Raw genomic sequence first — 23,182 nt, 5'->3', positions numbered from 1 at the left:
ACATGGGTTGGGACGATCTGAGTCCGCACCGCCGCCGCCAGTTCGCGGCCATCGGCATCGTCCAGGTGGTCATCGCGGTGGCCGCCTGGGTGGATCTCGCGATCCGCCCGGCGGCCAGGGTTCGCGGCCCGAAGTGGGCGTGGACACTGGCCATCGGCGTCAACTTCTTCGGGCCGCTCGCCTACTTCGGCTGGGGCCGCCGACCCTCACAACCGGATCTTCGTGACTGTGAGGTTCGATTTACCGATCAGTGACTGATCGGTCACTACCCGCCATGCACGCTCTGCTCCACTGTGACGCGCAACGACGGACGAACGGAGCAGTCCCCGTTCGTCCACCGGCATCAGGGCAGCAGCGGGGAGCAGACACGTGGCGGCAGGAATCTCCTTACGGCGCGAGCATGTGGTGGCGGCGAGCCTGGTCGGCTCGGTGGTCGTGGTCCTGGGCTTCGCCTCCGGACTCGGCATCCACCAGACCACCGGCGCGGCGGCGGCGCCGCCGGCCACGGCCGGCACTCCCGCGCCGCCGGCCATGGAACCGGGCGGCGACCAAACCGGCGGCGGCGGCGGTCAGTCGGCCGGCTACCCCGGCATCGGCGCACAGCAGGGCGACAACCCTTACGTAGCAACGACAACGGCGGCGATTCCGGTCCAGACGGCGCCCACCACACCCACCACGGCGACGCCGACGACAACGACAGGCGTCCCGACGACGACGACCGGGCCGACCTGCACACTCGGCCTGCTGCCGCAGGTCGCCGACGGGCTCACCACCGGCGTGCAAGGACTTCCGTTGTTGGGGCCGCTGGTGTCCGGCGTCGGCCTGCCGCCGCTGGTGGACACCCTGCTGGGTTCGTGCCCGGCGGCGACCACGACCACCACGCCGACGCCGACCACTCGATGAGCGTCGACGCGGCCCGATCCTGGTACGTGCTGGCCAGGCTCGTCGATTACCTCGGCATCGCGCTTTTCCTCGGCGGCAGCAGTTTCGTCGCCCTGCTCTGGCCGGCGGGCAGCGCGGTGCGCGCCACCAGGCGCGTGATCACCACCGGCTGGCTGCTCGGCGCCACCGGCGCCGTCGCCACCCTCGTGCTCGAAGGCGTCTGGGCCGGCGCCGGCCCGATCGGACTGCCGCTCGTCACGCAGGTGCTGGCCACGGACTTCGGCCGGGTGTGGCTGGACATCGCGCTGCTCTGGCTGCTGGCCGGCGTCGTGCTGGCGGACCTCTTGCAACGCAAGGAGATCGCCGCGCGATCGGTCGCGTGGCGGACCGGGGCGCTGGCCGTCGGGCTGGGCCTGCTGCGTGCGGTCGGCCTGACCGGGCACACCTCCGACGCCGGCACCGCGCTGGTGGAGATCGCCGACCTGGTGCACCTGCTCGGCATGGCGCTGTGGATCGGCGGCCTCGCGGTGCTGCTGTTCGGCGTGCTGCCCCGGCGCAGGCCCGAGGAGCTGGCCCGGGTGGTGCCGCGCTACTCGCGACTCGCGATGGTCAGCGTCGGCGCGGTCCTGGCGGCCGGCCTGGTGCTCGCCTGGCAGACGCTGGGGTCGGTCGATGCGTTGCTGCACACCGACTACGGCCGGATCCTGCTGGTCAAGATCGGCGTGCTCGCCGTCGTGCTGGCCGCGGCGCAGGCGAGCAAGAGCTGGGTCGGCCGGCGGCTGGACTTCGCCGTCGTGCTGCGCGGCGACGCCCGCACGGTCCGGCCGTTCGTCTACTCCGTCACCGCGGAGACAGTGCTCGTGGTGTTCGTGCTGCTCGCCGCGAGCTTCCTCGTCACGGCCAGTCCCGGCCGTTGATGTCCCCACCCGAGAGGAAAACCGAAGTGGACCAACCACCCCTGTCGGCACGCCGGCGCGGTCTGCTGCTGCCCGCGCTCGCACTGCTCGCCGTCGCCGGATCGGTCTTCGCGCTGACCTCGCTGCGCGCCGACGACCAGCGCACCGCGATCCCGCAGCCGGCCGCGCAGACGGCCGCCCTGCCCGCCTCGGTCGTGGACGCGCAGAAGGCCGCCGTCGCACAGTACTCGCCGGCCGCGGAGTCCTCGGCGATCGCCGTGGACATCAAGAACTACGCGTTCAGCCCGGCCAGTGTCACCGTGTCGGTCGGGACACGGTGACGTGGACCAACGAGGACACGGCTCCGCACACGGTGACGGTCTCCGCCGGCCCGGTGACGTTCGCATCACCGACGCTGCAACAGGGTCAGACCTTCAGCTACACGTTCGCCAAAGCCGGCACGTACTCGTACTACTGCGCCGTGCACCCGGACATGAAGGCCAGCGTCACCGTGCAGGGCGCCACTCCCCCGCCCACCACCACCCCGCCGCCGACGACAACGACGACGTCGCCCACCACCACGATGACCATGCCGACCTCCACGCCGGGCAGCGGCTGCGCGGTGAAGGAGGCGCTGGCGCCGTTCATCGCGCACCTCAAGGCGGCGCACCTGGAGGAGTCTCTCGGCCAACAGGTCACCGACGCGCTCAACACCGATCAGTACATCAAGACCCACACCGTGCTGATCGAGAACATGCTCACCCCCATCCTCAACGGTGATGCCGACCAGACGGTCAAGGACGTGCTCTCACCGCTGCTGGCCCACCTCAAGGCGGCCCACCTCGACGAGTCGCTCGGCCAGCAGGTCACCGACCTGCTGAACGTGGACCAGTACGTCAAGACCCACACCGTGCTCGTGGAGAGCATGCTCGAACCGGTGTTCAACCAGCTGACCTGCTGATCGCGGTCCGCAGCGGTCAGCGTGGCCCGCTGCGGCCCTTCCCCCGCGCTGAAAGGACCCGTCCATGCCCGACACCGCAGTCCTGCCGGTCGGCGACCGTGCCCTGCCGCCGCCCGGCGCGTTCCGCCTCGGCGGCTGCGTCCTCGAACGCACCACATTTCCCTTGCTGCACCGCCGGATCCGGACGGACGGCGGCGAACTGGTCATCGGCGACGAGACGACGCTGTGCCTGCCCGACCTGCTCACCGCGACCGTCACCGTTGCGGGTCGTCGCCGACTGAGCCTCACCGGCCGGCTCGATCTCCGCGAGCGGCGGCACACCCTCCGGCTGACGGCTCGCATCGTGCACCGGGACGACAACAGCCTGGTGTTCGCGGCCACGGGCACGGCGGTCGCGCCCGGCCGGCGCCGGGTCCGGATCGAGGCCGCGATGGAGTTCACCCGATGACCCGCCGACTGCTCTTCTCGTTGCTGGTCCTGCCGTTTCTCACGCTGCTGGCGCCGACACCGGCCATGGCCGCGGTCCACGCCGTCGCGATGGCGCAGTACGCCTTCGCGCCGGCCGCGCTGACCGTGCACGTGGGGGACACGATCACCTGGACCAATCAGGACCAGGCGCCGCACGACGTCACCACGACCAGCGCCCCGGTGCCCCTGCACTCGCCGACACTGGCCACCGGCCAGTCCTGGACCTACACCTTCAGCCAGCCCGGCACGTACGCGTACATCTGCTCCATCCACCCCGACATGAGGGCACAGGTCATCGTGCTGGCCGCGACCCCGACGACACCGACACAGCGGCCGGCGACGACCACCGCGGCACGGCGGCCGACCGCCGGGGGCGCACCCGTCGAGGTCATGCATCCGACCACGACGACCGCGCCACCGACGACGACCGCTGCTACTTCTCAAGCGCCGCAGGCGATGCAGGCGATGACACCGATCGATCAGCCCACCCTGAACCCCATGTTGCTCGTAGCCGGGCTGGTCGCCGCGGTGGCAACGCTCTGCCTGCTGCTGATCGCATCACGGGCTGCCGACTAGGGAGCTGACCCCGTCGGCGAGTTCACCGCACAGCGCGCGGATCTCGGCGATGCCGGTGCCGACGTCCGGCGCGTCGAGCATCCGCCGGACGATCGCCGAGCCGACGATCACACCGTCGGCGAAGCCCGCCACCTCGGCCGCCTGGCGGCCGTTCGACACGCCGAGTCCCACGAACACCGGCAGATCCGTGGCGGTCCGGATGCGCCCCACCAGGTCCCCGCCGGTGACCTGGGTGCGCATCCCCGTGACGCCCATGGTGGACGCCGCGTAGACGAATCCCGTGCTCGCAGCGGCAATCTCGGCCACACGCCGGTCGGTGGAACTCGGCGCCACGATGAAAACGCTGGCCAGGTCCCGCTTCGCCGCCTCCTCGCGCCACGGCAGGGAGTGCTGCACCGGCAGGTCCGGCAGCACGCAGCCCGCGCCTCCAGCCTCGCGCAGGCGGTCCGCGAAACGCTCGATCCCGTACTGCTCAACGGGATTCCAGTACGTCATGACCAGGATCGGCACCTCGGTCCGTGCGGCCACCCGTTCCACCACGCGCAGCACGTCGTCGGTCTTGACGCCGTTGGCCAGCGCCACCGTGCTGGCCGACTGGATGGCCGGCCCGTCCATCACCGGATCGGTGTACGGCAGGCCGATCTCCAGTGCGCCGCAACCGCTTTCGGCCATCGCGACCAGTGCCTCGACGCTGGCGTCGACGGTCGGGAAGCCGGCCGGCAGATAGCCTACGACCGTCTTCTTGTCGCCTGAGAACATGGTCGTCACTCCCCCACCAGGTCGAAGTAGCTCGCGGCGGTGTCCATGTCCTTGTCGCCGCGGCCGGACAGGTTGATCAGCACCACTTCGCCCAGCTCGGCGCCCAGCTTGATCGCGCCGGCCAGGGCGTGGCTGGACTCGATGGCCGGGATGATGCCCTCGGTCCGGGCCAGCAGCCGCAGCGCGGCCATCGCCTCGTCGTCGGTGACCGGCACGTACTCGGCCCGGCCGCTGTCCCGCAGATAGGCGTGCTCCGGCCCGACGCCGGCGTAGTCCAGGCCGGCCGAGATGGAATGCGTTTCCATGGTCTGACCGTCGTTGTCCTGCAACACGTACGAGCGAGATCCGTGCAGGACACCCACCCGGCCCCCGGTCAGCGTCGCCGAGTGTCGCCCGGTCTCGACGCCGTCACCCGCGGCCTCGCAGCCGATCAGCCGCGTGGCGGCGTCGTCGAGGAACGGGTGGAACGCGCCGATGGCGTTGGAGCCGCCGCCGACGCAGGCCAGCACTGCGTCCGGCAACTGCCCGGTGCGGCGCAGGATCTGTTCCCGCGCCTCGACTCCGACCACTCGTTGCAGGTCGCGCACGATCGTCGGGAACGGGTGCGGGCCCGCGGCCGTGCCGAACAGGTAGTGCGTCGAGTCCACAGTGGACACCCAGTCGCGGAACGCCTCGTTGATGGCGTCCTTGAGGGTGCCCGCGCCGGTCGACACGGGCACCACCTCCGTGCCGAGAATGCGCATCCGCGCCACGTTCAGGGCCTGCCGCTCGATGTCGACCGTTCCCATGTAGACGGTGCAGTCCAGGCCCAGCAGCGCGCAGGCCGTCGCCGTCGCGACGCCGTGCTGGCCGGCCCCGGTCTCGGCGATGATCCGGGGCTTTCCCATGCGCCTGGCCAACAACGCCTGGCCCAGCGCGTTGTTGAGCTTGTGCGAGCCGGTGTGGTTGAGGTCCTCGCGCTTGAGGAACACCCGCGTGCCGACCGCCTCGGCGAAGCGCGGCACCTCGGTCAGCGGGGTGGGCCGGCCGGCGTAGTCGGCCAGCAGCGCGGTCAGCTCCGCCGCGAAGTCCTCGTCGGCGCGGGCCTTGTCGTAGGCGACGGTCAGCTCGTCGATCGCGGCGACCAGGGCCTCGGGCACGTACTGGCCGCCGAAGCGGCCGAAGACGCCCGTCCCGTCGCCGTCGGCGGGATGGAAAAAAGACGCGTTCATATGAGGTTGTCCTTACGGGAATGGCACAGGGTGGGCTGAGGAAACTCAGCCGTGCCATCGCATCCCGCGGACCTGACCCGGTTCGCTGCCGATGTGGTACCGCACCCGGCGGCCCTTGATCCGACGCGCGGGCGAGCGGGAGCCGCGCGGGGCCCCGCCAAAGCGCACGTCGTTCGTCACGAGGCGGAGAGTAATACCGTGACCGGCGGCGACACAACCGGCGACGGGTTGCCGTCGCCCGTCCGCACGGGGATCGTGGTGCCATGGAACGGGACGGCGTCGCGCTGACCAATCTCGACCAGCCCCTGTTCGACGGGGCCGAGGCGACCAAGGGGGACCTGGTCGACTACCTCGACGCCGTGCACCCACAGCTGGTGCGCGCGCTGACCGACCGGCCCCTCTCGGTGATCCGCGCCCTGCGCGACCAGCCGTCGTTCATGCAGAAGAACCTGCCGAAGTACACGCCACCGTGGGTCGCTCGGCAGCCCATCTGGGCCGAGGCCTCCAAGCGTGAGATCTCGTACGCGCTGTGCAACGACCGCCGGACCCTGCTGTGGTTCGCCAACCAGCGGGCCGTCGAGTACCACCCCACCCTGTTCCTGCTGGACCAGTGGGCCCATCCGACCCACATGGTGCTCGACCTCGACCCGCCCGTCGGCGAGCCGTTCCGCCTCGTCGTGCAGGCCGCGCACCTCATCCGCCAGGCCCTGGCCGACTGCGGTCTCAGCGGCGCCGTCAAGACCAGCGGCTCCAAGGGCGTCCACATCTTCGTGCCGGTCGCTCCGGGCTCCTCCGTCGAGGACGTCGCCGCCGCCACCCGCGCCATCGCCGCCCGCGCCGAGCGCCTCGACCCCGCCCTGGCCACCACCGCCTTCATCGTCGAGGACCGCCACGGCAAGGTCTTCCTCGACTCCACCCGCGCCGGCGGCGCCACCGTCGCCGCCGCCTACAGCCCCCGGCTGCGCCCCGGCGTCCCCGTCTCCTTCCCCCTGTCGTGGGACTCCCTCGACGACGCCTCCCCCTCCGACTTCACCATCCGCACCGCCCCCGCCCTCCTGGCCTCCACCGACCCCTGGTCCGCCGCCATGCCCCCAGCCCAGCCCCTCCCCGCCGACCTGGTCGCCGAGGGCCACACCATCCCCGTGGCCCGCGTCCAGGCCATGCACGAGGGCAAACGCCGAGCCCGCGCCCGCCGCCAATAACCCCCCACCCCCGCGAGTCCCGCTCTCCAGCACCCATAAAACCGGTTCGGGGCACCCCGCGAGTCCCGCCCAGCGTCACACCGAAATCCGGTTTGGGGCATACCCCCTGCTGACCGGCGCATCGACGAGGCGGGGCCGGGCCGGCCGGGATCCCCGGCGGGGCAAGGTCACAGCGGCAGGACCAGGGTCAGATACACCATGCCCAACACGCCGCGCCAGCCGTGGAGGCGCCAGGTGCGCTGGCGGTCGGCGCGGGCGCGGACCTCGGTGTCGTCGGGGTGGGCCTGGAGGTGGCGCACGTAGCCGAGGGCGTGAGCGGACTCGAACTCGTCCCAGTCGTCCTGGCTGGCCTGGGAGAGCCACTGGAGCTGGTAGCCGTGGGCCAGCGCGAGGTCGACGAGGTCGGCGACGGAGCCGTACTGCTCGCGCTCGATGGGCATCACGGCGAGCTGCGCGGCGGTGGGCTCGCGCTCCCAGAAACCCTCGCCGAGCAGGAGACGGCCGCCGGGGCGGAGGATGCGGCGACCGGCTTCGAGGGCGTTGACGGTGTGGGTCAACGGCTCCCCGCCGAAGACCTGGGAGGCGCCGTTGACGATCAACACGTCGGCGGAGCCGGTCCACGCGCCGGCGTCGCCGACGTCGAGGGTGACGCGGTCGGCGAGGCCGCGGTCGACGGCCACCTTGCGGCCGTGGGCGATGGCCTCGGCGTCCTGGTCGACGCCGTGCCCGGTGGCGCCGGCGGCGACGGCGCGCAGCAGCAGATCGGCCCACCCGCAGCCGAGGTCGACGACGTGCTGCCCGTCGAGCGGCCCGAGGGAACGAAGCAGCAGATCGGCACGGTAGGACGACAGCGGCCCGTTGAACAGGAGGTCGTCATGCAGTGGAGTCAAGGTCACCCGACCAGCGTGGCGACGGGCGCAACCGGATTTCAGCCGGTGACGACGGCGACGACGACGGAGCCGGCGGGGAACCGGCCGTCCCGCACCCGGGCGAACACGCCGTGCAGCATCTTGGCCACGTAGACCCGGTCCAGTTCGACGTCGTGCCGACGGCGGAAGTCGGACGCGAATTGGTCCAGCTCGGGGGTGCGTTTCGCGTAGCCGCCGAAATGCGAGGCGAAATCGATGGACCAGTTGCCGGTCTCGGCCCCGTACGCCTCGGTCTGCAACCGACGGACGTCGTCGGCCAGGAATTCGCCGCCCTTCAAGGCGGAGAAGCCGAGGGCGCGCTGTCCGGGCCGCAGTCCGCCGGCGAGGCCGGCGAGGGTGCCACCGGTTCCGCAGGCGCAGCACAGGACGTCGAAGTCGAGGTCGATCTCGGCCGGCAGCTCCATGCATCCCTTGAGCGCCAACATGTTCGTCCCACCTTCGGGCACCAGGTAGAAGTCGCCGAACTCGGCGGCCAGTGAAGCCAGCACCTCCGGCGAGGTCTTGCGACGATAGGTGGTTCGGTCCATATAGGTCAGTCGCATTCCCCGGTTGACGGCCAAAGCCAGGGAATCGTTGAGAGGGCGGTGTTCCTCGCCGCGAATGACGCCGATGGTGTCGAACCCGAACAGCGCGCCGGCCGCCGCGGTGGCGCGGATGTGGTTCGAATAGGCGCCGCCGAACGTCAACAGCGTGTGGTGCCCACGCTCCCGCGCGGCGACCAGGTTGTACTTGAGCTTGCGCCACTTGTTGCCGGGCACGTCCGGGCTGATGAGGTCGTCCCGCTTGAGATAGAGGCGAACGTCCCGCAGCCGTTCGTCGTGCAGCTCGGTCAGCGGGGAGGGAACCTGCACCGCGACACTCTACGGCGAACCGAATTCCGCGGACCCCGAAATGTCAGACCCCGCTGCGACGATGCTCACGTGTCGGGACGTCCCCCGTCCCGCCGAAACGAGGAGCACCATCATGAGCGCTGTGGCGCCGGGCGTGCCCGGCTGGATCGACCTCGGCTCGCCCGACCTGGACGCGACCAGAGCCTTCTACACGGAGCTGTTCGGCTGGACCGCGCACACCGGCGGCGAGGAGTTCGGCGGTTACACCATCTTCAACCTCGGCGACGACGCCGTCGCGGGCGCGGGCCCGCTGTTCGGCGAGGGCCAGCCGCCGCTGTGGAACACCTACGTCATCACCGACAGCGCCGACGACATCGCGGCCAAGGTCGAGGCCAACGGCGGCAAGGTGCTGATGGCGCCCGGCGACGTCGGCGAGAACGGCCGGATGGCCGTGTTCCTGGACTCCGGCGGCGCGGCGTTCTCGGTCTGGCAGCCGGGCACCATGCCCGGCGCCACGACGTTCAACGTGCCGGGCGCGCTGAGCTGGAACGAGCTGATGACCCGCGACCCTGCCGGCGCGAAGTCCTTCTACGAGGCCGTTTTCGGCTGGGGCCACGAGGACCAGCCGGGCGACGTGCACTACACGGTGTGGACGCACAACGGCGGCATGATCGGCGGCATGATGCCGATGGAGGGCGACATGTGGCCGGCCGAGCTGCCGGCGCACTGGATGGTCTACTTCGCCGTCGCGGACACCGACACCGCCGCCGCGCGGTGCGTCGAGCTGGGCGGCTCGGTCGCGGTGCCGCCGACGGACATCCCGCAGGGCCGCTTCTCGGTCCTCAACGACCCGCACGGCGCGGCCTTCTCGGTCATCAAGATGTGACGACGGCGTGCCAGGGCGCCCCACCCCGGCTACGCACGGCGCTGACCACCGCGACGAGTCCGATCAGGACCGCCGCGGCGGCCAGCGCCCACGCCGGACTGCTGTGCTGCACCAACACGGCCCCGATCAGCGCGCCCAGGAACATCGTGGCCACGGCGAGTGCCCGCCGCGCCGCCGCCACCCGTCCCTGACGACGGATCTCGGCGGCGAGGCCGGACATGGTCGAGGTCAGCACGGTCGTGGTCAGGTCGGGCACGGCCAGCCGCCGCGCGGTGGAGTTCTGTAGCCCCATCGCGATCGCCAGCAGCGCCGCCTGCCCGACCACCGCGCCCGTGAACACGGAGAGGAGCAACGCCGCTGCCACCAGCCCCAACTCAATAAGGGCGACGTCACGCAGCAGGTGACCACGGTGCGTGTGCGCGCGGCCCACGCGGCCGCCGAAGAACGCCCCGGCCAGGAAGCCGAGCAATGCGACCACGGACGCGAGCAGCGAGAAGCCCGCCACCCCGGCCAGCGCGAAGGCCACGAACACGACATTGCCGGTCATGTTCGCGACGAAAACGCGGTCGAGGGCCAGCACGCTCACGGCATCCACGAGACCGGTCGCGGCCGTCAGCGCCAGCAGCAACGCCGGTAGCGGGCCGTGCCGCTCGCCGCGAGTCAGTTCGTGCCAGACGCGCATGCGCTCAGTCCGGCGGCGACGGCGCGGCGAGCGCGTGTCGCACGGTCGGTTCGCCGTCGGTCAGCCGCCGCGCGCGGTCGAGCACGTCGTGGTCGGCGCCCGTGTAGCGGGAGTGGTGCTGCGCGAGGTGCTCCGCCCAGGACGGCACCTGGAACGTCTCCAGGAACAACACTGGGTCGGCGAGATCCCGGTGCAGGCCCCAACTGGTCGCGCCCGTGCGCCGGCGGGAGCGTTCGACCACGGTCATCGCGCGGGTGAACTCGTCCACGTTGTCCTCGGGCACCCGGTACTCGATCTGCACGAGCACCGGCCCGTCGGTCGGCCGGAGTTCTAAAACCAGCGACGGGTCGGCCCAGCCGGTGGCCACCGAGCGGTCCAGGTTGCCGCCGTCGTACAGCGGCCACCACCAGCCGGTGGCCGCGCCGAGCACCAGCAGGCCGGCGGCGATGAACAGGGTGATCATCAGGCCCGCGTAGCCGGCCACGATGCCCCAGATCGCCGAGCCGAACGCCTGCCCGCCCATGAACACGATCAGGTAGAAGGCCAGGCCGCGGGCCCGGACCCAGCCCGCCAGGGTCAGCTGCATGGCCGCGTTCAACGTCGACAGCACGCCGATCCAGGCCGCCCCGGCCAGGATCAGCGGGAACGCCGCGATGATGGCGTTCGGGCACAGCGGCAGCACCGCCGTCACGGCGGCGAACACCGCCCCGGAGATCATCAGCATCGCCGTGCCGCTGACGTGCCGGGCCGCCACCGGCAGGCCCAGCGCCCCGGCGACCGCGCCCAGGCCGAGCGCGCCCAGCATCAGGCCGTAACCGCCGGAGTCGAGGTGCAGCACCTGGGCCGAGACCGTCGGCAGCAGCGCCCACAGGGCCGACGCCGCCGGCACGAACAGCAGCGCCCGCAGCAGGATCCGCCGGATGCCCGGGGCGTTGCGCAGGTAGCGGACGCCCGCGCGCACCGCCGCGACCGTGTGCTCGCGTTCCGTCTCGCTCGGGCGGGCCTGCGGCGGCCGCCGCCACAGCTGCAACGCCACCAGGATCACCACGAACGACACCGCGTTGAGCGCGAACGTCCAGCCGATGCCGGCCACCGACACCAGCAGGCCGCCCAGCGCCGGGCCGACCGCCCGGGCGATGTTCATGTTCACCGCGCCCAGCGCGGAGGCCTGCTTGAGCTGCTCCCGAGGCACCAGCTCCGGCTGGATCGCCTGCCACGCCGGGCCGACCAGCGCGCTGCCGCAGCCCAACAGGAAGGTCAGCGTCAGCAGCAGGCCCGGCGTCATGCCGCCGGTGAACGCCGCCACCGCCAGCAGCGCCGCCACCACCGTCATGAACAGCTGCGCCCACACCAGCAGGCGCTTGCGGTCCGCCAGGTCGGCCAGCACACCCGCCGGCAGCGCGAACATGAACGCCGGCAGGGTGCTGGCCGTCTGCACGAGGGCCACCACCGTCGGGCCGTGATCAAGCACCAGCCACTGCGCCCCCACCGACTGCACCCATGTGCCCACGTTCGAGGCGAACTGCGCCAGCCACAGCGCCCGGAACGTGCCGGCGGCCAGCGGCGCCCATGGGGACGTGGTGCTGCTCGATGCCAAGGTCGGCTCATTTCGAACGGCGGTCGGGGCGTCCAACCTACTGGCCGCGAAGCCCGAACAGTCGTATCGCGCGCCGCAGGTGGCCGCCTTCGGGTGATCCCGGCTAGGTCAGTTGCGGGTCCGGGTTCTGGATGAGCTCGTTGAGGTAGTCGATGGTCGACGAGTGGTCGCTCAGCCCGGCGGCCAGCAGGACGTCGATGGCCAGCAGGTCGCCGGCCGCGGCGTACAGGGCGGCGCGGAATCCGGCCCAGTCGCCGGTGAAGTAGAGCCGGACGAGGACGTCGTCCGTGGTGGCCCCGGAGGCGACGAGTTCGGTCACGAAATCGGTGTTGTACTCGTACCGGTCGCCGCGGACTTCCTTGGCGACGACCTTCCTGGTGAAGTACTCGGTGAGGCCCTCGTTGAAGAAATTCACCGCCCGGCGCGCGAAAGCGTCCGATCCGAGCGCGTGCACGGTCTCGTGCACCTCGGTTCCGACACCCTGCGCACCGGGTCTCAGCAGGATGGTTCGCACCTCGTCGACCGTGTCGGTGAAACCGTTGACCATCGCCGTGTGCCCCAACGCCGCTGGTACGTCGTTCAGGAATTGAGGGGTCTGCACGAGGTATTTCACGCAGGCCATTTCGAAATCGTCGTCGCTGGCCGCGACGGCGATGGTGATCGGCGGCGGCTCGGTCGTGAACGGCTGGATGAGCGGACTCTCGGCGAGCTTGGCCACCGCCTCCCGGGGGGTGAGCACCCGCTCGCCCTTGCGGCTGTCCAACCCGGCCCTGCGCTCGTCGAGCTCCCCGGCCGACTGCACGAAATCGATCGTGTCGAGATCCATCGCGTCGAACCGGACCACGGCCGACCGACCTTCGTCGGACTGCACGGTGAACGCGTCATCGGCCACCACCGTCACCTTCACGACCTGCTCGACAGCCAGCCCGGCCGGCGGATCGACGCGCCACCAGAACCGTGTCCCTTCCGCCCGCCAGTGCTCGGCGATGGTCGGCATGTGGTCGACTGTCCGCTGCCGGTCCAGTTCCGCGATGCGCCGCCTCGCGTAGGCCGGACGCAGGTCCTGGACCGAGTCCTTGTAGACCTCGCCGACGTGGAACACCCCTTGCGCCCCCGCGAGCCGAATCCGCGCGAAATTCCTGTTCACAAAAGCTTCGTCGAGCTCGACTCGCGTTTCCGGCTCGACGTTGCCCAGCTCCTCCCCCTGCGCCGCCTGCCCGACGGCATCGACAATCTGCTCGTTATTCAGAAAGTCGTGGCTGACCAGAACAAAACCGTGACGGAATGTCATACCGGCATGATCGACCCGCCCCGAGGCCAACGCAAGCACCCTGGAGATCGCCGTCGACATTTACTACTAATGCCGGAAAGGGTGGCGAAAATACCCGTTGGACGGCTTGCGCACATGCGCCGGACGGGATTCGGCGAGGTCAGGGGCGGTAGCCGGGGCCGGGTTCGGGGGTGACCGAGGTGGTGGTGATCTCGCCGCCGCAGTGGCGGCAGGCCAGGAACGGGTCGGCATGGTGGCCGCAGTCGTTGTGACGCAACACGATCGGCGGGCCGTCGGGGCCGGGAAGGTAGGCGTCGCCCCAGTTCATCAGCGCCACCACGGCCGGGAACAGGCCCTTGCCGGCGTCGGTGAGGCGGTACTCGTGCTTGTCCTGCTCGTAGGCGACCTTCTCCAGCAGCCCGGCCTCGACGAGGCGCTTGAGCCGGGTGGACAGGGTGGGCCGCGGGATGCCGAGGTTGCGGGCGAGCTGGCCGTAGCGCCGCACGCCGAAGAAGGCCTCGCGCAGGATGAGCAGGGTCCACCGCTCGCCGACGAGTTCGAGAGCCCGTCCGACGGACTCGGCGGTGAAGCGGTGCCGGAACTCCTGCTCGGCGGTCATCGACGGCCCGCTTTCGGCAACGGCCGCACGGCCGGCGACGGCGCTGCTCCGCCGGCGGTCATCGGCGGCCCAATTCGGACAGCAGCCGGGCGCCGCAGGGGTCCTCCGCCGTGGGCGGGACGATGCCGACGTGGTCGGCCCCGGCGGCGTGGAACTCGGCGATGCGGGACAGGACGTCCGACCGCGACCCGACAGCGCCGACGGCGGCGACGAGCGAGGCGGGGATGTCGGCGGCGAGGGACTTTCGCGGCTCACCGGCCCGGGCACGCTCCACGAGCGAAGAGTAACCGAGGGCGGCGAACATCTCGCCGTAGCCGGGCGGGCTGAGGTACACCGCGGTCTGGGCGGCGGCCTGCTGCAAGGTCGAAGCTCCGGGCTCAAGGGCGGCGGGGATCCACACGGCCAGCCGCGGCGGGGTACGCCCGACAAGCGCGGCATGGGCGTCCACGGTCTTTCGCACGGAGGCGACATGCTCGGGCGACACGAGGTTGAGCACCACCTCATCGGCCACCTCGGCGGCCACACGGGTCATCGCCGGACCGAAGGCGGCGACGGTGATGGGCAACCCAGGCAAGGGCTTGCGCAGGCGGAATCCCTTGCTACGGATGTGTTCTCCCGAAAAATCAGCCCGTCCACCGTCCAGAATGGACCGCAGAACGCCAACGGCCTCACGCATGCGGCCGGCGGCATGCGCCCACTCCCGGTCGTGCCAGCCGCTGACGATGAACGGGCTGGAACCGCCGAGCCCGATGCCGGCGACAGGTCGGGCGAGGTCGGAGACCGAGGACACCCCCATGGCCACCGACACGGGCGTGCGCACGGAGATCGGCAGCGGGCCGATGCGCAGGCCGATCCGCTCGGTGCGCAGACCCACCGCCGTGGCAAGGGAAAAGGCGTCATAGGTGGCCATCTCACCCAGCCACATGGTGCCGAACCCGTTGCGCTCAGCCTCCAGCGCGATGCCGACGACCTCGTTGTCCGGCCGGTCCAGCCAGTACGGCGCGACCACGCCGATGTCGCTCACCACTGCCCCGTCTCGGTCGGCAGGCCCAGCAGCAGCCGGCCGCTCAGCTCGAAGGTGGCCGGGTTGACCTGGAAGTGCGCGGTGGCGGTGTGCGCGTCCCGGAAACGGCGCTGCAACGGGGAATCCTCGTAGATCGCGGAGCCGCCGCCCAGGTCGTACACGGCCCTGACGACCTCCGCCGACGTGCGCACGGCGTGCGTGCAGGCCAGCCGAAGCGACGTCCGCAGCTCGACCGAAACGGGCTCCTCCGAAGCGGCCGCGGCCTGCCAGGCGTCGTCGATTGCCTGGTAGTACAGGCCTCGCGCGGCCCGCAGGGACGCCTCGGCGGCGGCGAAGGCGCTCTGCGTCGCCGGCCGCTCGGCGGTGCTGCGGCTGGATCCGGTCGGTTTCCGCACCGTCGCCAGCTCGATGAACTCGGTCATCGCGCCACGGGCGTTGCCCAGCGCCGCAGCGGCGATGGACGCGGCGAAGAAGCCGAACAACGGGAACCGCTGCAAGGTCCGCGCCCCGGCCGGCGGCCCGTCAAGCACGGAGAACAGGCGGTGATCCGGCACGAAGGCCTCGCGGGCCACGACGTCGGTGCTGCCGGTGCCGCGCAGGCCGGAGGTCTTCCAGGTGTCCAGGATGTCCAACTCGGCGGTGGAGAAGGCGGCGGTGCGCACGGCGCCGTCCTGGATGAAGCCGAGGAAGATCCAGTCGGAGTGCCGGACGCCGCTGCAGAACGACCAGCGCCCGCTGATCCGCACGCCACCGTCGACGGCGGAGCCCTTGGCCCGCGGCGCCCATACGCCGGCCGCCGCCGAGGTCGGGTCGCCGAACACCTCCTGCGCGCCCTTGGCCGGCAGGTACGCGCCGAGCAGGCTGCTGGTGGCGGCGATGGACACGCACCAGCCGGCGGAGGCGTCGCCGGTGGCGATGGTCTCGGCCGTCTCCAGGATCTCCGCCGCGGTCGGCTCGACGCCCCCGAGGTCGGCGGTCAGGCCGATGCGCAGCAGGTCGTGGGCCTTCAGCTCGTCGACGAGCCCGGACGCCAGCTGCCGCCCCCGCTCGGTCTCCTCGGCCAGCTCGTGGGCCACCGCGGCGACCTTCCGTGCGCTCGACAGCATGCGGCCTCCAATCGGTTCAGTTCTGTTACCGGTTCAATATTCTTACCATAGGCTCCGCATGTCAACAGGTACCGTGCGTAAACAGGGTTGTCGGCGCAAGGGGGCCGTACATGCACGTGGACGTCCTGATCGTCGGAGCCGGACTGTCCGGCGTCAACGCCGCCTACCGGCTGCGTACCCGGACGCCGCGCCGGACGTACGCCATCCTGGAGGCGCGGGAGGCGATCGGCGGCACCTGGGACCAGTTCCGCTATCCCGGCATCCGCTCCGACTCCGACATGTTCACTCTCGGCTATCCGTTCCGGCCGTGGCCCAACCCGCAGTCCATCGCCGACGGCCCGTCGATCCTCGGCTACGTCCGCGACACCGCCGCCATGTACGGCATCGACCGCGAGATCCGGTTCGGGCACAAGGTGATCTCGGCGCACTGGTCCACTGTGGACGCGCGCTGGACCGTCGAGGCCGTGCACGACGGCCAGCCCGTCACCATCACCTGCTCGTTCCTGTACCTGTGCAGCGGCTACTACAGCTACGACCGCGGACGTGGTCGACTTCCCCGGCCAGGACAGCTTCACCGGCCGTGTGGTGCATCCCCAGTTCTGGCCCGAGGACCTGGACTACACCGACCGCAACGTCGTGGTCATCGGCAGCGGCGCCACCGCCGTCACGCTCGTGCCGGCGATGGCCGACAAGGCCGCGCACGTCACCATGGTGCAGCGCTCCCCCAGCTACATGGTCTCCCGGCCGCAGCGGGACCCGCTGGCCGACAAGATCCGCGCGAGGCTGCCGGCCCCGCTCGCGCACCGGGCCGTCCGGGCCAAGAACCTGGTGCTGGGCACCATCTTCTACCAGTTTCTGCGCCGCTTCCCGACCAGGGCCGCCATGAAGCTCCAGCTCGGCGCGGCCGCCGCGCTCGGCGGCGTGGTGCCGCTCAACCCGCACTTCATGCCGCGCTACAAGCCGTGGGACCAGCGGCTGTGCCTGGTGCCGGACGGCGACCTGTTCAAGGCGTTGGCCGGCAAGCAGGCCAGCATCGTCACCGACCACATCGAAACCTTCACGCCCGACGGCCTGCGCCTCAAATCCGGCCGCGAGCTGCCGGCCGACATCATCATCACCGCCACCGGCCTTCGCATGATCGCCCTCGGCGGCATCAGGCTGTCCGTCGACGGCCGGGCCATCGACCCCGGCCAGACCACCGTCTACAAGGGAATGATGCTCAGCGGCGTGCCCAACCTGGCCTGGTGCGTCGGCTACGCCAACGCCTCCTGGACGCTGCGGGCCGACCTGACCTCGCGCTACGTCTGCCGGCTGCTCAACCACATGGACCGCAAGCGCTTCACGACCTGCATGCCGTCACCGCAAGCCGTCGGCAGCGGCGGCCCCATTCTCAACCTGACCTCCGGCTACGTCGCCCGGGCCGCCGCGTTCCTGCCGAAGCAGGGCACACGGCGGCCGTGGCGGTCCCGGCAGAGCTACCTCGTGGACCACTTCGACCTGACCTACACCCCGGTCGCCGACGGCGTCATGCGCTTCGACACGGCGTGAACGGCTACCACCGGTCGATGTGCAGGACCTCGTCGAGGGGCTGGCGCGGGGCGGGCTTGAAGTCGGCGCCGGTGTAGTAGGCGGTGGGGATCAGCGCCGCCTGGTGGACGCCGGCCGGCAGGCCGAGGATGTCGGCGACCTCGGACTCGTAGGTGAGGTGCAGGGTGGTCCACGCGGTGCCGAGGCCACGGGTGCGGGCGGCGAGCATGAAGCTCCAGGCGGCGGGCAGCAGGGAGGCCCACACGCCGGCCTGGTTGCCTTCGGGGAGGTCGCGGCCGGTCTGGATGCACGGGATGAGCAGCACGGGAACCTGCCCCATGGTGTCGGCCAGGGCGGCGACGGAGGAGTGCACCCGCTGCTGCACGGCCGAACGCGAGGGGTCGTCGGCGAACAGCTTGCCGGCGGCGCGGGAGGATTCGAGGTAGGCGGTGCAGGCGCGGCGGTAGACGTCGCCGATGGCGGCGCGCTGCGCGGCATCGGTGACGACGAGCCACTGCCACTCCTGGCGGTTGGAGCCGCTGGGCGCCTGCAGGGCGATGGTGAGGCACTCCTTCACCACGGCCAGGTCCACGGGCCGGGAAAGGTCCAGGCGCTTGCGCACGGCCCTGGTCGTGGTGAGGACGGCCTCTGCCGACATCTCGTTCATGCCTCAAGGATTACAGGCGCTGTCCAGGCATCTGGGCTTCACGAGAGGTGTAGTTGACCTTCACAACAGCTTGTCGAGGGTGATGGGCAGGTCCCGCACGCGGCGGCCGGTGGCATTGTGCACGGCGTTGGCGACGGCCCCGGCGACGCCGACGATGCCGAGCTCGCCGATGCCGCGGGCGCCCAGCGGGCTGAAGACGGTGTCGGGGTGGTCGAGGAAGCGGACGTCGACGGGCGGGATGTCGGCGTTGACCGGCACCAGGTAGGCGGCCATGTTGGCGCCGGCGTAGCGGCCGGTGTCGGGCTCGACCCGGCTGTCCTCCAGCAGGGCCCCGCCGATGCCCATGACGACGGCCCCGAGGATCTGGCTGCGGGCGGTCTTCTCGTTGACGATGGTGCCGCCGTCGATCACGGTCAGCCACCGCGCCACCCGTGGCTCGCCGGTCCACCGGTTGACTCGGACCTCGCAGAAGTGCGCCCCGAAGGACAGGTAGCCGTAGCCCTTGGTGGTGCCGCCGGGCAGGGCCGAGGTGCCCTCTACGGCCGGCAGGTCCATGGCGGTGAGCAGGCTGCCGAAGGTCATCGCCACGCCGTCGGCGCGAACCATGCCGCCCTCGTAGACCGGAGTCTTGCCGTAGAAGGGAGATTGCGGGTTCTGCGCGGCCTCGGTGACCAACGCTGCCTTCGCGCCGTCGGCGGCGGCCAGCAGGGACGGGCCGTTGCTGGACGTCGAGGTGGAGCCGCCGGCCGGGGTCGCGGGCGGCAACGAGGAATCGCCCAGCTCGGCCCGAACGGAGCTCACGGGGATGCCCAGCGCCTGCGATCCGAGGATGGCGAAGACGGTGAACTGCCCGGTGCCGAGATCCGCCCCGGTGCCGGAGACGACCGCGGTGCCGTCGGCCTGGAGGCGGACCTTCATGGACGACTTCGAACGCGAGGCCGGATAGGTGGCGGTCGCCATGCCCAGACCGACGAACCAGTCGCCGTCAAGCACCGCACCGGGCACGGGGTTGCGCTTGTCCCAGCCGAAAGCGTGTGCGCCGACGTCGTAGCACTCGTCCAGGTGCTTGCTGGACCAGGGATTCCCGGTGTTGGGGACCGTGGCCGCGTAGTTCTTCCGCCGCAGCGCCAAGGGATCCATGTTCAGCTTGAACGCCAGCTCGTCCATGGCGCTCTCCAGCGCGAACGCGCCGTGCGACTCGCCGGGCGCGCGCATCGGGGTCATGGCCGACACGTCCAGCGGCACGATCGCCCGCGACACATGCAGATTCGGCGCGGCGTAGGCGGTCAGCGAGTGGTTGGCCACGTTCTCCGACGACGGCCCGGACTGCGACTTGCCGGAGATGCCGTCGTGTCTGACCACCACGAGCGTGCCGTCCTTGGCCGCCCCCAGGGTCACGGTCTGGTGCGACGGCGGCCGATGTCCCGACACGGCAAAGGTCTGCTCACGGGTCAGCGCCACCTTGACCGGCCGGCTCAGCGCCCGGGCGGCCGCGGCGGCCAGCGGCACAGGGGCCCAGTTGCCGATCTTGCCGCCGAACGCCCCTCCCACATAGGGATTCACGACGTGCACCTTGGACTGATCGACACCGAGCGCCCGGGCGATGTGGCTCACCACGTTCATCACGCCCTGGGTGGCCGTGTAGAGCGTGAGCCGGTCGTCGGTCCACACCGCGACGGCCGCGTGCGGCTCCATCGGATTGTGGTGCTGGTGCGGGGTTGTGTACACGGCCGACACCGTCACGTCGCTGGCCGCCAGCGCGGCGTCGATGGACGGCACGCCCGGGGCCAGGACCTCGACCGGCGCGCCCAGCGGGGTCGCGGTCGGGACGCCGGCGGCGAAGTTCACGGTGCCCGGCTTGGCATCGTAGGTCGTCGACACGAGCGAGGCGGCGTCCCGGGCGTGTTCGAAGGTGTCGGCGACGACCATGCCGATCACCTGTCCGTTGTAGCGGACGGCCGCGTCCTGCAACACCGGCGCGGTCTCGTCGGTGGAGCCGTCGCCGTACCCGTAGAGCTTCAATGGGTTGAACGGCGTGTACACCGCGAACACACCCGGCGCGGCCTGCGCGGCGGCGGTGTCCATTGTGGTCACCGTGCCGAAGGCGATTGTGCTGGTCAGCAGGTAGCCGTAAGCGGTGGCGGCATTGTCGGCCGCGTACACCGCGCCGCCGGTGACCTTGAGATGAGACTCCACACGGGACAGTGACACGGTCATCGCGCACCGGCCAGGGCCCGAGCGATGGTACGCTGCACCAGCGGTACTTTGAATCCATTACCAGACAACGGTTTCGCCTCAACCACCGCCACGCGGGCCGCCTCCAGGTAACTCGCCTCGGTCGCCGGCCTGCCCCGCAGCGCCTTCTCCACGGCCTGCAACCGCCACGGCCGGGTGCCCACGCCGCCGACCGCGATGCGGGCGTCCCGCACCACATCCCGGTGCACGTCCACCGCCACGGCGGCCGAGGCCAGGGCGAACTCGTAGGACGTCCGGTCCCGGACCTTCACGTAGGCCTGCGGCCAGTCGCAGGCCGGCACGATCACCTCGGTGATCAGCTCCCCCGGCCGCAGCTGATTCTCCACCGACGGCGTGTCTCCGGGCAGCCGGTAGAAGTCGGCCAGCTTGATCACCCGCTCGCCGTGCCGATCCTGAAGCCGGATCGAGGCGTCCAGCGCGACCAGCGCCACCGCCAGGTCGCTGGCGTGGGTGGCCACGCAGGCGGAGCTTCCCCCGAGAACGGCGTGCATCCGGTTGTCCCCGTCGACCGCCGGACAGCCGCTGCCCGGTTTGCGCTTGTTGCACGGCATGCGCACGTCCCGGAAGTAGTCGCAACGGGTGCGCTGCAACAGGTTACCGCCGATGCTGGCCATGTTGCGCAGCTGCGGCGAGGCACTCAGCGCGAGCGCCGTCGACACCATGGACCAGCGCTGCGCCACCTCGTGGTGCACGGCCACGTCGGCCATCCGCTCCAACGCCCCGATCCGCAGGCCCTGCGGCGTGCAGTGGATCCCCCGCAGGGGCAGGGAGTTGATGTCGACGACGTGGGCCGGCGTCATCACCTCCAGCTTCATCAGGTCCACCAGCGTGGTGCCGCCGGCCAGGTAGGAGGCGTCCTCCCGGGAAAGCGCTTGCCGAATGGAACCGGCCGAGACGAAGTCGTAGGTCTTCATCAGTGCTCACCCCGACACTGCTTGATGGCGTCGACGATGTTGGGGTAGGCGCCGCACCGGCAGATGTTGCCGGACATGGCCTCCCGGATCTCCTCGTCGCTGCGGGCCGCGCCCTGCGCGACCACCTCGACCGCGGACATGATCTGTCCCGAGGTGCAGAAGCCGCACTGGAACCCGTCACAGTCGACGAAGGCCTGTTGCACGGGATGCAACGAATCGCCGTCCGCGATGCCCTCGATCGTCACGACCTTCTTGCCCGCACAGGCGATCGCCAGCGTCAGGCAGGACACCACGCGGCGGCCGTCCACATGCACCGTGCAGGCCCCGCACTGGCCGCGGTCGCAGCCCTTCTTGGTGCCGGTCAGCCCGAGCCGCTCACGCAACGCATCCAGCAGCGTGACCGTCGGATCGGCGTCGATCTCGTACGCCTTGCCGTTGACGCTCAAGTGAATCCGGTCGGGTGGAACTGAATCCGCCCAGGCCCGGCCGGGCGCCACCGCCACCGTGCCGACGACGGAGGCAGCCGCGGCGCTGCCCAGAAAACCGCGCCGGGACACACTTCCTGCCATGCGACCTCCCAGGTAGGTGGTCGACGCGGCGGAGTCGACGTAACTCTCGGTGAGGCTAGCAGCACGCGCGATTGACAGTCACCGACGTGCGTAGTGAGATGACTGCACCGCCGCGTCCCCGTGATCGAGGAGGACGACATGAGGGTCGCTGCGACGTTGGTCGCCAGTCTGACCTTGAGCACGACCGTGTTGGTCGGACAGGCAGCCGCAGCTCCTGTCGCGTCAGCCGACACGGTGCCCGCAGCATGCCCGGTCGTCGCGCCGATGTACACCGCCGCCGACTACTGGCTCGCGCACGGGACCGACCTGGCCTCGGCCAGTTGGAAGAACGCCGTCTTCCATGTCGGGAACCTGGCCATGGTGCTCACCAGCGGCCAGTCCAACCACAAGACCCTGCCGTGGGCGCAGGCGTTGAACTACCAGCTGGACACCGATCCGGCAGGAGAGTTCAACCCCGCGAACGAGGCCGCCGGGGAGGCCTATCTCGACCTCTACACCTACTTCCACCCGGACCCGCCCATCCTGGCCGCCCTGCGTCAGCGGGTGGCCGACGAGGTGGCCTCCGTGCAGGCCGGGCACGTCAAGTACTGGAACACGGTCGACGCGCTGAACCAGGCGTGGCCGCAGTTCGTGCGGCTGGGCGTCATGGACAACAAGCCGGAGAACATCAAGGCCGCGCAGGACCTCTTCCACTACACGGAGAAGCGGGCCGGCGGCTTCGGCCTGTTCAACGAGCTCACCGGCCTCTGGTACCACGACGCGAGCCAGGTCGGCACCTTCCAGTTCTGGTCGCGCGGCAACGGCGAGGCCCTGGCCGCGCTGGCCACCGTGCTCCAGTGGCTGCCCAAGGACGACCCGAACCGGCCGGAGTACGTGCGGGTGTTCCAGAAGATGGCCGACACCCTTCGGCTGGTTCAGCGAAACGACGGCTTCTGGAACGTCGATCTGCTCAACCCGTTCGACCACCCGGGCCCGGAGAGCAGCGGCACCGCGTTCTTCACCTACGCGCTGGGCTGGGGCGTCAACAACGGCATTCTGGACGCCAAGAAGTTCACGCCGACCGTGACCAAGGGCTGGAACGCCCTGACCACCAAGGCGTTGCAGCCCAGCGGCCTGTTCGGCTACGTGCAGGGCGACGCGACCGGCCCGCACGGCGCGCAGCCGGTCAAGGCCACCGACAGCGGCGCCTACGCGGTCGGGGCCTACCTGATGGCGGGGCAGCAGGTGGCGAAGCTGACCCCCGGCTGCTGATCTTGCCGCTGGTCTGCGCGGTATGACCGTGCCCGTGGCGCGCGTTCCGCGCGGGGCTCGGCCCCTTCGGGGGCCGAGGCCTCGCCCTTGCTGAATTTCG

General features: G+C 70.7%; 26 protein-coding genes and 1 pseudogene. 12 read left to right on the top strand and 15 right to left on the bottom strand.

The annotated features are described in order from the left end of the window. Positions 1-2 precede the first annotated feature (2 nt). The 7 genes from AB0M73_RS14170 (at position 3) to AB0M73_RS14140 (ending at position 3,783) form a co-directional block, all read left to right on the top strand. Positions 3-254, top strand: coding sequence for a PLD nuclease N-terminal domain-containing protein (locus tag AB0M73_RS14170; RefSeq protein WP_363890948.1), 252 nt, complete (start codon positions 3-5; stop codon positions 252-254). Between the two features lie 115 nt (positions 255-369). Then, positions 370-903, top strand: coding sequence for a hypothetical protein (locus tag AB0M73_RS14165; protein ID WP_363890946.1), 534 nt, complete (start codon positions 370-372; stop codon positions 901-903). Next, positions 855-1,799 (top strand): CopD family protein, encoded by a 945-nt coding sequence (locus AB0M73_RS14160; protein WP_363890944.1) that lies wholly within the window; start codon positions 855-857, stop codon positions 1,797-1,799. The genes AB0M73_RS14165 and AB0M73_RS14160 overlap by 49 nt, the downstream gene beginning before the upstream one ends. 26 nt (positions 1,800-1,825) lie before the next feature. Next, on the top strand, positions 1,826-2,119 hold the full coding sequence (locus AB0M73_RS14155) for a hypothetical protein (protein WP_363890942.1): 294 nt from the start codon (positions 1,826-1,828) through the stop codon (positions 2,117-2,119). Beyond that, on the top strand, positions 2,116-2,739 hold the full coding sequence (locus tag AB0M73_RS14150; protein ID WP_363890940.1) for a plastocyanin/azurin family copper-binding protein: 624 nt from the start codon (positions 2,116-2,118) through the stop codon (positions 2,737-2,739). Before AB0M73_RS14155 ends, AB0M73_RS14150 begins: the two co-directional genes overlap by 4 nt. A gap of 64 nt (positions 2,740-2,803) precedes the next feature. Then, a complete protein-coding gene (locus AB0M73_RS14145; RefSeq protein WP_363890938.1) occupies positions 2,804-3,187 on the top strand; it encodes a hypothetical protein in 384 nt (127 codons plus the stop codon). Continuing rightward, positions 3,184-3,783 (top strand): cupredoxin family copper-binding protein, encoded by a 600-nt coding sequence (locus AB0M73_RS14140; protein ID WP_363890936.1) that lies wholly within the window; start codon positions 3,184-3,186, stop codon positions 3,781-3,783. The genes AB0M73_RS14145 and AB0M73_RS14140 overlap by 4 nt, the downstream gene beginning before the upstream one ends. Here AB0M73_RS14140 and trpA read toward each other — a convergent pair. Both trpA and trpB read right to left on the bottom strand, forming a co-directional pair. Next, on the bottom strand, positions 3,766-4,542 hold the full coding sequence (gene trpA / locus AB0M73_RS14135; RefSeq protein WP_363890934.1) for a tryptophan synthase subunit alpha: 777 nt from the start codon (positions 4,540-4,542) through the stop codon (positions 3,766-3,768). The genes AB0M73_RS14140 and trpA overlap by 18 nt on opposite strands. Before the next feature lie 5 nt (positions 4,543-4,547). Then, on the bottom strand, positions 4,548-5,753 hold the full coding sequence (gene trpB, locus AB0M73_RS14130) for a tryptophan synthase subunit beta (RefSeq protein WP_363890932.1): 1,206 nt from the start codon (positions 5,751-5,753) through the stop codon (positions 4,548-4,550). A 263-nt stretch (positions 5,754-6,016) separates the two neighbouring features. Between trpB and AB0M73_RS14125 the strand changes: the two genes are divergently transcribed. Then, positions 6,017-6,955: an ATP-dependent DNA ligase gene (locus AB0M73_RS14125; RefSeq protein ID WP_363890931.1), complete on the top strand. Its 939-nt coding sequence runs from the start codon at positions 6,017-6,019 to the stop codon at positions 6,953-6,955. A gap of 167 nt (positions 6,956-7,122) precedes the next feature. Here AB0M73_RS14125 and AB0M73_RS14120 read toward each other — a convergent pair whose 3' ends face one another. Both AB0M73_RS14120 and AB0M73_RS14115 read right to left on the bottom strand, forming a co-directional pair. Beyond that, positions 7,123-7,851 (bottom strand): methyltransferase domain-containing protein, encoded by a 729-nt coding sequence (locus AB0M73_RS14120; protein WP_363890930.1) that lies wholly within the window; start codon positions 7,849-7,851, stop codon positions 7,123-7,125. A 32-nt stretch (positions 7,852-7,883) separates the two neighbouring features. Beyond that, entirely contained in the window at positions 7,884-8,735 is an 852-nt protein-coding gene (locus AB0M73_RS14115) for a pyridoxal-phosphate dependent enzyme (protein WP_363890929.1), read from the bottom strand. A gap of 112 nt (positions 8,736-8,847) precedes the next feature. On the opposite strand from AB0M73_RS14115, the gene AB0M73_RS14110 reads away from it, so the two are divergent. Continuing rightward, complete coding sequence (locus tag AB0M73_RS14110; RefSeq protein ID WP_363890927.1) at positions 8,848-9,600, top strand: VOC family protein; 753 nt, start codon at positions 8,848-8,850, stop codon at positions 9,598-9,600. Here AB0M73_RS14110 and AB0M73_RS14105 read toward each other — a convergent pair. The 6 genes from AB0M73_RS14105 to AB0M73_RS14080 form a co-directional block, all read right to left on the bottom strand. Continuing rightward, positions 9,590-10,282, bottom strand: a complete 693-nt coding sequence (locus AB0M73_RS14105; RefSeq protein WP_363890925.1) for a YoaK family protein — start codon at positions 10,280-10,282, stop codon at positions 9,590-9,592. The two genes, AB0M73_RS14110 and AB0M73_RS14105, sit on opposite strands and share 11 nt — an antisense overlap. 4 nt (positions 10,283-10,286) lie before the next feature. After that, complete coding sequence (locus AB0M73_RS14100) at positions 10,287-11,879, bottom strand: MFS transporter (RefSeq protein WP_363890923.1); 1,593 nt, start codon at positions 11,877-11,879, stop codon at positions 10,287-10,289. Between the two features lie 103 nt (positions 11,880-11,982). After that, entirely contained in the window at positions 11,983-13,170 is a 1,188-nt protein-coding gene (locus tag AB0M73_RS14095) for a hypothetical protein (RefSeq protein WP_363890921.1), read from the bottom strand. A gap of 139 nt (positions 13,171-13,309) precedes the next feature. Beyond that, a complete protein-coding gene (locus tag AB0M73_RS14090) occupies positions 13,310-13,768 on the bottom strand; it encodes a helix-turn-helix domain-containing protein (protein ID WP_363890919.1) in 459 nt (152 codons plus the stop codon). Positions 13,769-13,826: 58 nt separating this feature from the next. Continuing rightward, entirely contained in the window at positions 13,827-14,792 is a 966-nt protein-coding gene (locus AB0M73_RS14085; RefSeq protein WP_363890917.1) for an LLM class F420-dependent oxidoreductase, read from the bottom strand. Continuing rightward, positions 14,789-15,898 carry an acyl-CoA dehydrogenase family protein gene (locus tag AB0M73_RS14080; RefSeq protein WP_363890915.1) on the bottom strand — a complete coding sequence of 370 codons (1,110 nt, stop codon included), beginning with the start codon at positions 15,896-15,898 and terminating at the stop codon, positions 14,789-14,791. Before AB0M73_RS14080 ends, AB0M73_RS14085 begins: the two co-directional genes overlap by 4 nt. Before the next feature lie 110 nt (positions 15,899-16,008). Here AB0M73_RS14080 and AB0M73_RS14075 point away from each other — a divergent pair. Next, a pseudogene (locus AB0M73_RS14075) lies at positions 16,009-16,113 on the top strand (NAD(P)-binding protein); the annotation flags it as partial. Positions 16,114-16,250: 137 nt separating this feature from the next. On the opposite strand, the gene AB0M73_RS14070 reads toward AB0M73_RS14075, so the two are convergent. Then, complete coding sequence (locus AB0M73_RS14070) at positions 16,251-16,388, bottom strand: hypothetical protein (RefSeq protein ID WP_363890913.1); 138 nt, start codon at positions 16,386-16,388, stop codon at positions 16,251-16,253. A gap of 53 nt (positions 16,389-16,441) precedes the next feature. Between AB0M73_RS14070 and AB0M73_RS14065 the strand changes: the two genes are divergently transcribed. Then, entirely contained in the window at positions 16,442-17,446 is a 1,005-nt protein-coding gene (locus AB0M73_RS14065) for an NAD(P)/FAD-dependent oxidoreductase (protein WP_363890911.1), read from the top strand. 4 nt (positions 17,447-17,450) lie between these two features. On the opposite strand, the gene AB0M73_RS14060 is transcribed toward AB0M73_RS14065, so the two are convergent. The 4 genes from AB0M73_RS14060 to AB0M73_RS14045 all read right to left on the bottom strand — a co-directional run bounded on the left by AB0M73_RS14060 (position 17,451) and on the right by AB0M73_RS14045 (position 21,831). After that, on the bottom strand, positions 17,451-18,083 hold the full coding sequence (locus AB0M73_RS14060; RefSeq protein ID WP_043728688.1) for a nitroreductase family protein: 633 nt from the start codon (positions 18,081-18,083) through the stop codon (positions 17,451-17,453). Positions 18,084-18,152: 69 nt separating this feature from the next. Then, entirely contained in the window at positions 18,153-20,288 is a 2,136-nt protein-coding gene (locus AB0M73_RS14055; protein ID WP_363890909.1) for a xanthine dehydrogenase family protein molybdopterin-binding subunit, read from the bottom strand. A gap of 17 nt (positions 20,289-20,305) precedes the next feature. Continuing rightward, positions 20,306-21,262: a xanthine dehydrogenase family protein subunit M gene (locus AB0M73_RS14050; protein ID WP_363890907.1), complete on the bottom strand. Its 957-nt coding sequence runs from the start codon at positions 21,260-21,262 to the stop codon at positions 20,306-20,308. Next, a complete protein-coding gene (locus AB0M73_RS14045; RefSeq protein WP_363890906.1) occupies positions 21,262-21,831 on the bottom strand; it encodes a (2Fe-2S)-binding protein in 570 nt (189 codons plus the stop codon). Before AB0M73_RS14045 ends, AB0M73_RS14050 begins: the two co-directional genes overlap by 1 nt. A 138-nt stretch (positions 21,832-21,969) precedes the next feature. Between AB0M73_RS14045 and AB0M73_RS14040 the strand changes: the two genes are divergently transcribed. Beyond that, complete coding sequence (locus tag AB0M73_RS14040; protein WP_363890904.1) at positions 21,970-23,082, top strand: glycoside hydrolase family 88 protein; 1,113 nt, start codon at positions 21,970-21,972, stop codon at positions 23,080-23,082. The last annotated feature ends 100 nt before the right edge of the window (positions 23,083-23,182 follow it).

Origin of the sequence: Kutzneria sp. NPDC051319 (assembly GCF_040682195.1) — a bacterium.
GTDB lineage: Bacteria > Actinomycetota > Actinomycetes > Mycobacteriales > Pseudonocardiaceae > Kutzneria.
Note: the sequence above shows the minus strand (reverse complement) of the source record. Positions and strands in the feature narration are given on the sequence as shown.

Bases quoted from the DNA above. Each gene is read 5' to 3' on its own strand.
- AB0M73_RS14170 (WP_363890948.1), top strand. From the start codon at position 3: ATGGGTTGGGACGATCTGAGTCCGCACCGCCGCCGCCAGTTCGCGGCC.
- AB0M73_RS14145 (WP_363890938.1), top strand. From the start codon at position 2,804: ATGCCCGACACCGCAGTCCTGCCGGTCGGCGACCGTGCCCTGCCGCCG.
- AB0M73_RS14140 (WP_363890936.1), top strand. From the start codon at position 3,184: ATGACCCGCCGACTGCTCTTCTCGTTGCTGGTCCTGCCGTTTCTCACG.
- trpA (WP_363890934.1), bottom strand. From the start codon at position 4,542: ATGTTCTCAGGCGACAAGAAGACGGTCGTAGGCTATCTGCCGGCCGGC.
- trpB (WP_363890932.1), bottom strand. From the start codon at position 5,753: ATGAACGCGTCTTTTTTCCATCCCGCCGACGGCGACGGGACGGGCGTC.
- AB0M73_RS14125 (WP_363890931.1), top strand. From the start codon at position 6,017: ATGGAACGGGACGGCGTCGCGCTGACCAATCTCGACCAGCCCCTGTTC.
- AB0M73_RS14110 (WP_363890927.1), top strand. From the start codon at position 8,848: ATGAGCGCTGTGGCGCCGGGCGTGCCCGGCTGGATCGACCTCGGCTCG.
- AB0M73_RS14105 (WP_363890925.1), bottom strand. From the start codon at position 10,282: ATGCGCGTCTGGCACGAACTGACTCGCGGCGAGCGGCACGGCCCGCTA.
- AB0M73_RS14095 (WP_363890921.1), bottom strand. From the start codon at position 13,170: ATGACATTCCGTCACGGTTTTGTTCTGGTCAGCCACGACTTTCTGAAT.
- AB0M73_RS14090 (WP_363890919.1), bottom strand. From the start codon at position 13,768: ATGACCGCCGAGCAGGAGTTCCGGCACCGCTTCACCGCCGAGTCCGTC.
- AB0M73_RS14080 (WP_363890915.1), bottom strand. From the start codon at position 15,898: ATGCTGTCGAGCGCACGGAAGGTCGCCGCGGTGGCCCACGAGCTGGCC.
- AB0M73_RS14070 (WP_363890913.1), bottom strand. From the start codon at position 16,388: ATGGTGACGGGCTGGCCGTCGTGCACGGCCTCGACGGTCCAGCGCGCG.
- AB0M73_RS14060 (WP_043728688.1), bottom strand. From the start codon at position 18,083: ATGTCGGCAGAGGCCGTCCTCACCACGACCAGGGCCGTGCGCAAGCGC.
- AB0M73_RS14050 (WP_363890907.1), bottom strand. From the start codon at position 21,262: ATGAAGACCTACGACTTCGTCTCGGCCGGTTCCATTCGGCAAGCGCTT.
- AB0M73_RS14045 (WP_363890906.1), bottom strand. From the start codon at position 21,831: ATGGCAGGAAGTGTGTCCCGGCGCGGTTTTCTGGGCAGCGCCGCGGCT.
- AB0M73_RS14040 (WP_363890904.1), top strand. From the start codon at position 21,970: ATGAGGGTCGCTGCGACGTTGGTCGCCAGTCTGACCTTGAGCACGACC.